General features: G+C 55.6%; 12 protein-coding genes. 3 read left to right on the forward strand and 9 right to left on the reverse strand.

Features of this window, described 5'->3' with window-relative positions:
* Positions 1-174 precede the first annotated feature (174 nt).
* A complete protein-coding gene (locus SPL01S_RS08690) occupies positions 175-1,512 on the forward strand; it encodes an NCS2 family permease (protein ID WP_013815077.1) in 1,338 nt (445 codons plus the stop codon).
* 34 nt (positions 1,513-1,546) lie between these two features.
* On the opposite strand, the gene SPL01S_RS08695 is transcribed toward SPL01S_RS08690, so the two are convergent.
* The 9 genes from SPL01S_RS08695 to rpmH form a co-directional block, all read right to left on the reverse strand.
* Complete coding sequence (locus SPL01S_RS08695) at positions 1,547-2,596, reverse strand: alpha/beta hydrolase (RefSeq protein ID WP_063198849.1); 1,050 nt, start codon at positions 2,594-2,596, stop codon at positions 1,547-1,549.
* Positions 2,597-2,692: 96 nt separating this feature from the next.
* The gene (locus SPL01S_RS08700; RefSeq protein WP_062792216.1) at positions 2,693-3,259 is read right to left on the reverse strand and encodes an NADPH-dependent FMN reductase; all 567 of its coding nucleotides are present in this window, start codon (positions 3,257-3,259) and stop codon (positions 2,693-2,695) included.
* A 175-nt stretch (positions 3,260-3,434) separates the two neighbouring features.
* Positions 3,435-4,160 (reverse strand): 4'-phosphopantetheinyl transferase family protein, encoded by a 726-nt coding sequence (locus tag SPL01S_RS08705; protein ID WP_062869103.1) that lies wholly within the window; start codon positions 4,158-4,160, stop codon positions 3,435-3,437.
* Between the two features lie 96 nt (positions 4,161-4,256).
* Complete coding sequence (locus tag SPL01S_RS08710; RefSeq protein WP_063198851.1) at positions 4,257-5,570, reverse strand: lysine N(6)-hydroxylase/L-ornithine N(5)-oxygenase family protein; 1,314 nt, start codon at positions 5,568-5,570, stop codon at positions 4,257-4,259.
* Between the two features lie 119 nt (positions 5,571-5,689).
* Positions 5,690-7,057: a tRNA uridine-5-carboxymethylaminomethyl(34) synthesis GTPase MnmE gene (gene mnmE, locus SPL01S_RS08715; RefSeq protein WP_063198853.1), complete on the reverse strand. Its 1,368-nt coding sequence runs from the start codon at positions 7,055-7,057 to the stop codon at positions 5,690-5,692.
* 100 nt (positions 7,058-7,157) lie between these two features.
* Entirely contained in the window at positions 7,158-8,795 is a 1,638-nt protein-coding gene (yidC, locus tag SPL01S_RS08720; protein ID WP_004950541.1) for a membrane protein insertase YidC, read from the reverse strand.
* A 2-nt stretch (positions 8,796-8,797) separates the two neighbouring features.
* Positions 8,798-9,055 carry a membrane protein insertion efficiency factor YidD gene (gene yidD, locus SPL01S_RS24485; RefSeq protein ID WP_004933881.1) on the reverse strand — a complete coding sequence of 86 codons (258 nt, stop codon included), beginning with the start codon at positions 9,053-9,055 and terminating at the stop codon, positions 8,798-8,800.
* The gene (gene rnpA, locus SPL01S_RS08725; RefSeq protein WP_004950547.1) at positions 9,019-9,378 is read right to left on the reverse strand and encodes a ribonuclease P protein component; all 360 of its coding nucleotides are present in this window, start codon (positions 9,376-9,378) and stop codon (positions 9,019-9,021) included. The genes yidD and rnpA overlap by 37 nt, the downstream gene beginning before the upstream one ends.
* A gap of 18 nt (positions 9,379-9,396) precedes the next feature.
* Positions 9,397-9,537, reverse strand: a complete 141-nt coding sequence (gene rpmH / locus SPL01S_RS24490; RefSeq protein WP_000831330.1) for a 50S ribosomal protein L34 — start codon at positions 9,535-9,537, stop codon at positions 9,397-9,399.
* Positions 9,538-10,217: 680 nt separating this feature from the next.
* On the opposite strand from rpmH, the gene dnaA reads away from it, so the two are divergent.
* Together dnaA and dnaN are read left to right on the forward strand one after the other, a co-directional pair.
* Positions 10,218-11,609: a chromosomal replication initiator protein DnaA gene (gene dnaA, locus SPL01S_RS08730; protein ID WP_004950554.1), complete on the forward strand. Its 1,392-nt coding sequence runs from the start codon at positions 10,218-10,220 to the stop codon at positions 11,607-11,609.
* A gap of 4 nt (positions 11,610-11,613) precedes the next feature.
* A complete protein-coding gene (gene dnaN, locus SPL01S_RS08735) occupies positions 11,614-12,714 on the forward strand; it encodes a DNA polymerase III subunit beta (RefSeq protein WP_004950557.1) in 1,101 nt (366 codons plus the stop codon).
* The last annotated feature ends 44 nt before the right edge of the window (positions 12,715-12,758 follow it).

A 12,758-nucleotide genomic window follows, 5' to 3' on the forward strand; every position in this document is an offset into this window, starting at 1 on the left:
TCAGGCAAGATTGCGACTCCTTAATCCACTTTGCCAATGAATATCAATAAATACAGTCTGTTGACTACTTTAGCCGTAAAGACGGCGAAAAAAACCTGTGACCTGCGTCAAAAGCCAGACTTTTTGTTATAGGATAGCCAACGACTGTCCATTCCCCTCTTCGGAATTCTGATAATGAGCAAACCAGTATCTGGCCTTGACGTTGAGCAAGGCTTGCTTGGGCGCGTGTTTAAACTCAAGCAGCATGGAACCACGGCGCGTACGGAAACGATTGCCGGTATTACTACCTTTTTGACCATGGTGTATATCGTGTTCGTTAACCCCCAGATCCTGGGCGCGGCGGGCATGGATACGCAGGCGGTGTTCGTAACAACCTGCCTGATTGCCGCTTTTGGCAGTATTTTTATGGGCTTGCTGGCTAACCTGCCGGTAGCGTTGGCGCCGGCGATGGGCCTGAATGCGTTCTTCGCCTTTGTGGTGGTTGGCGCCATGGGCATTTCGTGGCAGATCGGCATGGGCGCTATTTTCTGGGGCGCCGTCGGTTTATTGCTGTTGACCATTTTCCGCATCCGTTACTGGATGATTGCCAACATTCCGATGAGCCTGAGGGTGGGGATCACCAGCGGTATCGGCTTGTTTATCGGCATGATGGGGCTGAAAAACGCCGGCATCGTGGTGGCCAATCCGGACACTCTGGTCACCATCGGCAGCCTGACCTCGCACAATGTGCTGTTGGGAGCGTTGGGCTTCTTTATCATTGCCGTGCTGTCCTCACGCAATTTCCATGCGGCGGTACTGGTTTCTATCGTGGTGACCACTCTGATCGGCTGGGCGCTGGGCGATGTTAAATACGGCGGCGTGTTCTCCATGCCACCGAACATTACCTCGGTGGTGGGCCAGGTTGATCTGGCCGGTGCGCTGAATATCGGCCTGGCGGGGGTGATCTTCTCCTTTATGCTGGTTAACCTGTTCGACTCTTCCGGCACCCTGATTGGCGTGACCGATAAGGCGGGGCTGACCGACGACAAGGGCAAGTTTCCGCGCATGAAACAGGCGCTGTATGTGGACAGCATCAGTTCGGTCGCCGGTTCGTTTGTCGGCACATCTTCCGTCACCGCGTACATCGAAAGCTCTGCCGGCGTATCCGTTGGCGGCCGCACCGGCCTGACGGCGGTGGTGACCGGTATCCTGTTCCTGCTGGTGATCTTCCTGTCGCCGCTGGCGGGCATGGTGCCGGCTTATGCCGCCGCCGGCGCGTTGATCTACGTTGGCGTGCTGATGACATCGAGCCTGGCGCGCGTGAAATGGGATGATCTGACCGAGGCCGTGCCGGCGTTTGTCACCGCGGTGATGATGCCGTTCAGTTTCTCGATCACCGAAGGCATCGCGCTGGGCTTTATTTCTTACTGCGTGATGAAGCTCGGTACCGGCCGCTGGCGTGAAATCAGCCCCTGCGTGGTTGTCGTGGCGCTGCTGTTTATACTGAAGATTGTCTTTGTAGACGGCCATTAATACGACCAGGGCCGATATTTGTCGGCCCTGTTCTCTATACCCCAGGCTTCGCGTCCGGTGCCTGATTCAATACCCACTGTAATGGCCGTTTGAAACGCGCCTGCCAGCCGCCTTCCGCGTTCTCTCCCTGGGGAAAATGCAACGTCTCTACCTGATTATTTTCGCTGAAAAGATTGGCGAAGTGCAGGGCCAGCGCCTGCTCGCTGAAGTTTTGCCGATCGTAGTACGCCACCACCACCTTCTTGTTCGCCGCCAGCGACTGCTGCGCCGGTTTGATCTCGCCATTGGGCGCAATCAGCATTGCACCGGCATAAAACTGCGGATACTTGCTCAGCAGGTTGGCGGCATGCAACGCCCCCTGTCCGCGGGCCGCGAGGTAGATCTTTTGCGGGTTGAGCTGTAATTCTTCCTGCGGCCGGAGGGCCTGTTGAATGGCGTTTTGGGTACTTTCCTCGCTGTAATTCGACCAGCGGAAGCTGTTTTCCGACAGCATCTGGGTGCCGTTGATCTCAATATAGGCGACGCCCATCTCACTGAACAGCAAGCGTTCTTCGGGGCTGATATTGGCGCCTTTGCCATAGCCGTGCAGGAACACCACGATTGGCCATCCTCCAGCCGGAGGAGTGCCGTCCGGTATGGCATAGCTGGCTTTGCCTTCAAACAACGGGGCGTGCCGCAGGTAGCGAGCTTTGGTGGCGGCGAGGATCGACTGATAGGTGGCACGGTGCTGGATGCTGTTAAAGGCGTCGTCTTCGAGCAATGCGTAGTAATACCACAACCCACGATTGGCGCTCAGTTGCAGATAGCGCTCAGCCAGCTCTGTCTGGCCCTTTTCAGCCGAAGAGGCCGCTAACTGATAGGGTGCCCATACGTTGCTTCCATCTTCTCGCATCAGCGTCAGATAGAGCGACATGGCTCCTAGTTTCTTGTCTTCCTGGCTTTGGGCGGAGCGCGGCAACTGAGCGTTCAGCAGGCTATGTGCCGGCAGCTCGATCGGTTCTTCTCCGGCTGGATAGCGCATTTCTGTGGCGAACGAAGGTCTGGTGAACAAGGCCAGTAATAGGGCTAAAATAAAAAAATACATAATTGCATAACTTTATTTTTTAATGGGTTAGAGAAAATCCTCTCACGGGAGCAGCGCCTTCAGCCGATTGATGGCCGAAGGCCTCAAAAACAGGATTTACTTCAGGCGGCGGATATAGTCGCTGAATGCGGACAACTGGCCGGTCAGGAAATCCAGCGTGCCTTGTTCGACCAATTGCCCGGCCTGCGCATCCACTTTGTTCTGGATGACACCACCCATAAACTCCGGCTTGTTCATCACCATGGCGTCGAGGAACACCAGAATCTGGCGCAGATGATATTGGCAACGCGCGCCGCCAATGGGCCCCATCGAGCTGGTCTGAATCGCTACCGGTTTACCGGCCAGCGGCTGGTTCGGTAAGCGGGACAGCCAGTCAATGGCATTTTTCAATCCGCCCGGCACCGAGTAGTTATACTCCGGGGTCACAATGATCACGCCGTCAGCCTGACGGATTTGCGCGGCGATAGCCTCAACCGAGGCGGGGAAACCTTCATCTTGTTGCACATCGGCATCATACAGCGGGATATCACGGATTGAGGGAAGCGCTTCGATGATCACCCCCTGAGGGGCGAGGTCTGGCAGCGCTCGGGCCACCATGGCGTTGTAAGAACCTTTACGCAGGCTACCGAGCAGGGTGACTATTTTTAAGGCTTGGTCTGACATGGTGATTCTCCCTTTCGAATGAACAGATTCAGCTTAGAACACCTGCCGATAGTAGGGCAAACATGGCGGTGAGAATAGCCAATTCCTGCATATTTGCCTGCCTTTACAATTTTATTCAGAAATTAATAGGTTAAAGAAAGTTTTATCTTATCTTTTTTGCCATAAGCCGCCGATGTCAGCGGTGATGGGCCAGGCTGGTCAGTTTTACAAAGCGGGTGGAGATGGTGGGGGTGCGTGATGAGATCTCGCCGTACTTCTGCAGGCCTTTGTGCTCTTCGTACTGCCAGCACACCAGCCGATCAAGATTGGGCTCATGCGCACAGGCCCAGCTAAGATACTCGTCGATATCGCTCATCACCTGAACCTGGGGGGTAGCGCTGGAGCGAAGATGGCCGGAAAAGGGGTGCAGCAGCAGCGTTGATTGCCCGCTATTCCCCAGACCGGAAAGCTTCAGCACGCTCTGGCGGATACTCCACAACTGGGTTTCCGCTTCCAGCTGATCGTACTGTGCGCTGATCCAGGCGGTCTCTGTCGGTGTCTGATACTGGTGTTGCAGTTTTTTTTGCTGGCCGCCGCGCGCGCGCATGACCTCTATATCCAACCCTACTTTGCCTTCATTGCTGAGCAGGACGCCTACGGTATCGCTGGCATAGGCCAGGCTGAAATCAGGCAGGTGGTTGTCGGCAAAACAGGGGCGCCCGGTGGGCGTGGTGGCTATCGGCGGCAGTGTCGGCAGCCCATAAAGATAAAACATCATTTCGGCGAGCAGGATGCGTCCCTGAAGGAAACGCTGGCGGCGTTTAGCGGAAAAAGCCGCGGTCGCGGTCAACATCTCGGCAGATAATCTATGGGTATCCAGGGCGGCGCTAGCGGGGATCCATCGGGCAAAATGACACGCCATTGTTCACTCCATGACAGAGAGGTCTCTGATAACGCAGGAGTGTTAGATTAAGCATAAGTCGCGGATTTATCATTAAAAAACAGTATGAGGTTTATCCTATTTATCTGTTTCTTGAATGTCATTGTCTGGCGCCGCATCACTCCACCATTGTATCAGCGAGGCATTTGGCGTCAGATCAAAATGCGGTTTGCCGAGCAAATGATTGAGGATACGGGCAGAGCGCCAGGCCATCAGGCTCAGGCCGCCTTCAGCGCTGCCGTGGCTGTGGATACCGGCATTCACCGCATAAATCCGGTTCTGCTCCGGCCCTTGCCACTCAAGGTTAAAATCCGGTAACAGCGGCAGGTGCTGTTGATTGTCGAAGGGGATGCGCGGCAACAGCGGTTTCAGGCAGGAAGGCAGTGAAGGGCGGTAGCCGGTGGCTAGAATGACCATATCGGCCTTAAATCCTTCCTGACGATTTTCCAGGCCATGCCGGGCACGCAACTGGAAATCCTTTCCCGTTGGCTCTATCGCCAACAGCGTTCGGTGCGGCAAAAGGCGTACGTTACGTGTCTGGTGCATTACGTCAAAACGCATGTACAGCTCGCGATACAGGGTACGCAGCGTATGGTTGCTGATGCCGTCGGCGGGTAGCTTCTGCGCCTTGATTTCCCGTTCGCGGATATCTTGCGGCAGCGTATAGAAATAATCGACGTATTCCGGGGTGAAGTACTCATTGGTGAAGGCGGATTCATCCAGAGGCTGGAAGTTGGGCCGGCGGGAAAGCCAGTCCAGCTGCGCCGGTTTTCCCCAATGCCCGCGCAGCGCATTGAGGAAAATATCGGCACCGCTTTGGCCGCCGCCCACCACCATAACCCGTTTGCCGGTAAGATCCGGATTGCGGAGGGCGATCTCTGCGGCATGCAGGCAATTTACCCCCAGAGCCGGGTAGAACTCATCGGGGATCCAGGGATCGTGGCCGGTGCCCAGGCAGATGTTTTTTGCCCACAGGGTTTGGTTGAGAGTACGGACTTCAAACAGCCGCTGGTCATCGTCAAAATCAATGCTTTCTACCGACTGCGAAAACTGTAGCCCATCTAATCTATCGCAGGCCCAACTTAGGTAGTCCGAAAACTCTTCACGGCTGATAATTTGCTGCTCGGTGATCAGAAAACGGTAAATTTTTTTCTGCTCGACCAGATAATTGATAAATGAAAACTGGCTGCGCGGCGCAACGGCGGTCACTAAGTCCTGCAGCACGTAAGTCTGCATATACGCCGAGGGTAACAACATGCCGGGATGCCAGCGAAAGCTGGCGTTGCGATCGAGAAAGGCGTAGTTCACCTCACCGCTTTCGAAGGCCATGGCTGCCAGACTGAGATTGAATGGCCCCAGGCCGACGCCCAGTAAATCCAGTGGTTCGTTCATTTATGCTTATGTCTCCCGGCAAAAATCGCTGAGATAAGCTTAGGCCAGTTTGGGCGGGTAAAGGGGAAATGGCGGGGGGATTGTTGGATGCGGGTGCCGTTTCCAGCACCCGTCGCCGATTATTTTCCGATGCAGAAACTGGAGAAAATGCGCCCCAGCAGGTCATCTGAGGTAAATTCGCCGGTGATTTCACTCAGCGCTTGCTGCGCCAGGCGCAGTTCCTCGGCCAGCAGCTCCCCCGCGTAAGCGCTCACTAACTGTTCTTTGCCCTCGACCAGATGACTGGCCGCCTGTTCAAGCGCTTGCAGATGCCTACGACGCGCCAGGAAGCCGCCTTCCATATTGCTGGTGAACCCCATGCTCTGTTTCAGATGATCGCGCAGCAGGTCGATGCCTTCGCCGGTGCGCGCCGAGAGGCGAATAAGTGAGTGACCATTCACTTCGGTCATGCCCAGCGTTTCACCCGTGATATCGGCTTTGTTACGCACAACAGTGATTGGCAGGCTGTGCGGCAGGCGCGCCATAAACTCTGGCCAAATCTCTGCCGGTTCGGTTGCGGCGGTGGTGGTGCCGTCAACCATAAACAGAACACGATCGGCCTGTTCGATCTCGTTCCATGCACGTTCGATGCCGATGCGCTCCACTTCGTCGCTGGCTTCACGCAGGCCTGCGGTGTCGATGATGTGCAGCGGCATGCCGTCGATGTGAATATGCTCACGCAGTACGTCGCGGGTGGTACCGGCAATGTCGGTGACGATCGCCGCATCGCGGCCGGCTAACGCATTGAGCAGGCTTGATTTACCGGCGTTTGGTCGCCCGGCGATCACCACCTTCATCCCTTCGCGCAGCAGGCTGCCCTGACGTGCCTCGGCGCGTACGTTGTCCAGATCGGCCATCACGCCGTTGAGCTGCGCTTCGATTTTACCGTCAGACAGGAAGTCGATTTCCTCATCGGGAAAGTCGATCGCGGCTTCCACGTAGATTCGCAGGTGAGTGAGTGCTTCCACAAGCTGGTGGATGCGGGTGGAAAACGCCCCCTGCAATGAGTTCATTGCAGAACGTGCTGCCTGTTCGGAACTGGCGTCGATCAGATCGGCAATTGCCTCGGCCTGCGCCAAATCCAGCTTGTCGTTGAGAAAGGCGCGTTCGGAGAACTCGCCGGGCCGCGCGATGCGCACGCCGGGTAGCGCCAGTACGCGTTTCAGCAGCAGATCGAGGATTACCGGCCCACCGTGGCCTTGCAGTTCCAGCACGTCTTCGCCGGTAAACGAGTTTGGGCCGGGGAACCACAGCGCAATGCCCTGATCCAGGGTGGCGCCTGCGGCGTCGCGGAACGGCAGATAATCGGCGTATCGTGGCTTCGGCAACTTGCCGAGCAGGGCCTGGGCGGCGTCTTTCGCGCCACGACCGGAAATACGCAGAATGCCGACGCCGCCGCGTCCCGGCGGAGTGGCTTGGGCTACGATGGTATCGGTAGTGCTGCTCATAACGGTTCTCTCTGACGATTCAATATGCAAAAAGGCGGTCTAATGACCGCCTCTTATCTTTCGCTGCAAGGGTTCAGCGTGCCGAACCCCTACAATACGCTTAGGTCTTTTTCTTGTCGCGGCTGTGTAAGCCACGTTTTTCCAGGCCGCGGTAAATCAGCTGCTGCTGGAGGATGGTGACCAGGTTACTGACGATGTAGTACAGCACCAGACCGGACGGGAACCACAGGAAGAACACTGTGAAGATCACCGGCATAAAGGTCATGATTTTCTGCTGCATCGGGTCAGTCACGGTGGTTGGCGACATCTTCTGGATGAAGAACATCGTCACGCCCATCAGGATTGGCAGAATGTAGTACGGGTCTTGCGCCGACAGGTCATGGATCCACAGGGCGAACGGCGCATGGCGCAGCTCAACCGAGCCCATCAACATGTAGTACAACGCCAGGAAGATTGGCATCTGGATAACCAGCGGCAGACAACCTCCCAATGGGTTCACTTTCTCGGACTTGTACAGCGCCATCATTTCCTGACTCATGCGCTGTTTGTCGTCACCGATACGCTCACGCATCGCCTGCAGTTTTGGCTGCAGCATGCGCATTTTCGCCATCGAGGTGTACTGCGCTTTGGTCAGCGGGTACATGATGCCGCGCACGATGAAGGTGATGATGATAATCGAGAAGCCCCAGTTACCGATAAAGCCGTGGATGAACTTCAGCAGTTTGAACAGCGGCTGGGAGATGAACCACAACCAACCGTAATCCACGGTCAGGTCCAGATGCGGCGCCAGTTGGGCCATCTGATCCTGCAGCTCCGGACCCACCCACAGGGTGGCATTCAGCTGTTGCTGCGCACCAGGCTGCACCACAACCGGGGTAGATTTGAAGCCGATGGTGGACAGGTTGTCACCAGGTTTAGCGGTATAGAAGGTATTGCTGCCCTGAGTTGCCGGCACCCATGCGGTGGCGAAGTATTGTTGCAGCATCGCAACCCAACCGCCCTGAGTGGTGACATTCAGGTTCTCGTCCTTGTCGAACGCATACTTCTGATATTTGTCTTCGCTGGAAGAGTACGCCGCGCCGCGGAAGGTGTGCAGAGCGAAGTTGTTGCTGCCGGTGTCGCGGTGCTTAGGTAGTTCAGTAGTCTGCTTCAGTTGGCCGAACAGGGTCAGCTCCAGCGGAGCGGTGCTTTTGTTGTCGACGTTGTAGTCAACGCCAACCGCGTAATGGTTACGCTTGAGCACGAAAGTCTTGGTGTAAACCGCACCGTCTTTGCCGGTGAAGGTCAGCGGGATGCGCAACTCATCCTGGCCTTCCGGCAGGGTGTAGTTGTCCTGCGCTGCCTGGAACAAAGGACGTTCGCCGTTTGCCGGGTTATCCGGGCCGTTTCTGCCGGTCAGACCGCTTTGCGCCTGATAAACAAATGACGGGGTGTTTTCCAGCAGTTGGAATGGAGTCGATGAACCCAGGGTATCCGGGTAGGCCAACAGTTTAGCCTGCTCGATATCACCACCACGCGTGTTGATGGTCAGCGACAGCACGTCAGTGTTAACGGTAATCAGTTTACCCTGGCCACTGGCTGGCACAGCCTGGCTTGCAGCATCACCGGTAGCTGTGTTCGAAGTCTGTTGCGTGGTCTGGGCGACTGGTTGCGGAGCGTTGTCCGTTTGCCAGGCCTGCCAGATCATGAAAGACACGAACAGCAGAGCGATGAGGAAAAGATTGCGTTGCGAATCCATCGTTAGTGTTCTCTGTTATCGTCGGTTTTCGGCGGCACGGGATCATCGCCACCTGGGTTCAAGGGGTGGCATTTTAATACGCGTTTCAATGCTAACCAACTGCCTTTTATCATGCCAAACCTGCTTAATGCCTCAATTGCGTAATGAGAACATGTCGGCTGGAAGCGACAACGAGGCCCAAGCAACGGACTGATGACGAGCTGGTAAGCCCGCACCAGCCCGATCAGGATGCGGGAGCCTGGCGACAGTGGCGACGCCATAATTTTTCCAAAGCTTCCGTCAACGCGCGGTTATCCAAATCCGCTATCCCTTTTTTGGCCACCACGACAAAATCCATCGCCGGTAACTCGTGCTGACGTAAACGGAAGCTCTCGCGGGTAAGGCGTTTGATCCGGTTGCGTTCATGCGCGCGTTTGACGTGTTTTTTGGCGACGGTAAGACCGATGCGGGGATGCCCCAGCTGGTTCAGGCGGCCGAGGATGGTGATTTGCGGCGTGCCAGCCCGTTGTGGCTGCTGGAAGACGAAAGTGAAATGAGTGGGAGTTAACAAACGTAACTCCCTGGGAAAAGCGAGCTTAACCACTCAGCGGGTTAGCTTTTATTACTTAGAAACAGTCAGACGAGCACGGCCTTTCGCACGACGGCGGGCCAGAACTTGACGACCATTTTTGGTGGCCATACGAGCACGGAAACCATGGCTACGGTTGCGCTTCAATACGGACGGTTGGAAAGTGCGTTTCATGGCGATTTCTACCTAAACTTAAATAAGGACATAAGTCAAATGCGTTTGGCTACTCGGCGTGAAAGCTACCGACGCCTCAATCGCAATATATAAAGAGGCGGGATTGTAATAATTGTACAGTCCTGAGTCAATTCACATCGCGCGAGCCTACCTGGTTGTCTGCCAATACGGAGTAAAATCCGGTCTTGGCCCGTGGTCACAGCTGAATCCTGTCTGGCTAATGACTCACCATAAGGAACCAGGTATTACACGTAGGGCGAATATTATACGGATTCGGGGGTAAACCGCAAGGATCCTGAAGCGATCCTTGCGGTTAAAAGCCAGGATCCGGGGTGGATAACAGGGTATAACCGGTTGACAATGTAAAAAATACCGTCCTTCGGGCGCGATCTCGCCTGCAATTTGACGTGGATGGCGAAAAGATCGCCGCAGGCCGCGGCCTGTGGATAAAATGGATCTAATCTGTGATGAAGGGGAGGATCTCTTGCTCGGATTGCGCTATGATCCGTCATTCCGATCGCGATCTCTCAAGCGGGGATCGTGAGGGACATAAACCGTGAAAGGCGGTTCGCATGCCCCACTGGTGTTCAGCCGATGCCGGGCATGTGTCAAAAATCATGAGTTATAAAAAATTAGCCTGATTCTTTTCTTTTATTGATCTTGTTCGAGTGGAGTCCGCCGTGTCACTTTCGCTTTGGCAGCAGTGTCTTGCCCGATTGCAGGATGAGTTACCTGCCACAGAATTTAGTATGTGGATACGCCCATTGCAGGCGGAACTGAGTGACAACACCCTGGCGCTTTATGCGCCCAATCGCTTTGTGCTGGATTGGGTTCGCGACAAATACTTAAACAATATCAATGGGCTGCTGAATGATTTCTGCGGTACGGATGCCCCTTTGCTGCGTTTTGAAGTCGGCAGCAAACCGCTCACCCAAATCATCAGCCAGACCGTCACTGCCAGCGTCAGCGCACCTAGCGCGCCGGTGGTGCGCGCCGTAGCGCCTTCCCGGCCAAGCTGGGATAACGCGGCGCCACAGCCCGAACTCTCTTACCGTTCCAACGTTAATCCAAAGCACACCTTTGATAACTTTGTTGAGGGTAAATCCAACCAACTGGCGCGCGCGGCGGCCCGTCAGGTGGCGGATAATCCGGGCGGTGCCTATAACCCGTTGTTTCTGTATGGCGGTACCGGGTTGGGTAAAACTCACCTGTTGCACGCGGTCGGCAACGGCATCATGGCGCGCAAGGCCAACGCCAAAGTGGTCTATATGCACTCTGAACGTTTCGTGCAGGACATGGTAAAAGCCTTGCAGAACAACGCCATTGAAGAATTTAAGCGTTACTACCGTTCGGTCGACGCGTTGCTGATCGATGACATCCAATTTTTTGCCAACAAAGAGCGTTCGCAGGAAGAGTTCTTCCATACCTTTAACGCCCTGTTGGAAGGCAATCAGCAGATTATCCTGACGTCAGATCGCTATCCCAAAGAAATTAACGGGGTGGAAGATCGCCTCAAATCCCGTTTCGGTTGGGGCCTGACGGTGGCAATAGAGCCGCCGGAGCTGGAAACCCGAGTGGCGATCCTGATGAAAAAGGCCGACGAGAACAATATCCGTCTGCCGGGCGAAGTGGCGTTCTTTATTGCCAAGCGCCTGCGTTCCAACGTGCGTGAGCTCGAAGGGGCGCTGAACCGCGTGATCGCCAACGCGAACTTTACCGGCCGTGCCATTACCATTGATTTCGTGCGCGAAGCGCTGCGCGATCTGCTGGCACTGCAGGAGAAGCTGGTCACCATCGATAATATTCAAAAGACGGTGGCGGAATACTATAAAATTAAAATCGCGGATTTGCTGTCCAAGCGGCGTTCGCGTTCGGTTGCCCGCCCGCGCCAGATGGCGATGGCATTGGCAAAAGAACTCACCAACCACAGCCTGCCAGAAATCGGCGATGCGTTTGGTGGCCGCGACCATACCACGGTGTTGCACGCCTGCCGGAAGATTGAGCAGCTGCGTGAGGAAAGTCACGACATCAAAGAAGATTTCTCAAATTTAATCAGAACATTATCTTCCTAGCGCTATGAAATTTATCGTTGAACGTGAGCATCTGCTAAAACCGCTGCAACAGGTGAGCAGCCCGCTGGGCGGCCGCCCAACATTGCCAATTCTGGGTAACTTGCTGCTGCAGGTGACGGAAGGCTGCCTGCTGCTGACCGGCACCGATCTGGAGATGGAGATGGTGGCGCGCGTTGCCCTGTCCCAACCCCATGAAGCGGGCGCGACTACCGTCCCCGCGCGTAAATTCTTTGATATCTGCCGTGGCTTGCCGGAAGGGGCAGAGATCGCCGTAACGCTTGAAAGCGAACGCATGCTGGTGCGCTCCGGCCGCAGCCGTTTCTCGCTGTCAACGCTGCCGGCGGTGGATTTCCCGAACCTGGACGACTGGCAGAGCGAAGTTGAATTTACTCTGCCGCAGGCGACGCTGAAGCGCCTGATTGAGGCCACGCAGTTCTCGATGGCTCATCAGGACGTGCGCTACTACTTAAACGGCATGCTGTTCGAAACCGAAGGTGAAGAACTGCGTACCGTAGCGACCGACGGTCACCGCCTGGCGGTGTGCTCGATGCCTATCGGTCAGCAGCTGCCTTCGCATTCGGTGATCGTGCCGCGTAAAGGGGTGATGGAGCTGGTGCGTCTGCTGGACGGTGGCGATACGCTGCTGCAACTGCAGATCGGCAGTAACAATATTCGTGCCCACGTCGGTGATTTTATCTTCACCTCCAAGCTGGTTGACGGCCGTTTCCCCGATTATCGCCGCGTATTGCCGAAGAATCCGGACAAAACGCTGGAAGCCGGCTGCGACTTGCTCAAGCAGGCGTTTGCCCGCGCAGCCATTTTGTCGAACGAAAAGTTCCGCGGCGTGCGCCTGTATGTGAGCCAGAACCAGCTTAAGATCACCGCCAACAACCCGGAGCAGGAAGAAGCTGAAGAGATCCTTGATGTCAGCTACGACGGCACCGAGATGGAAATTGGTTTCAACGTCAGCTACGTGCTGGATGTGTTGAATGCGCTCAAGTGTGAAGATGTGCGCCTGCTGTTGACCGACTCGGTTTCCAGCGTGCAGATCGAAGACGGTGCGAGTCAGGCGGCGGCGTACGTCGTCATGCCGATGCGGTTGTAGAAATTATCGGGCTATCTTACTTGCCCCTTTGCGATTGGGCAGTG

It is taken from the genome of Serratia plymuthica NBRC 102599, assembly GCF_001590925.1.
In the GTDB taxonomy this organism is placed as follows: domain Bacteria; phylum Pseudomonadota; class Gammaproteobacteria; order Enterobacterales; family Enterobacteriaceae; genus Serratia; species Serratia plymuthica.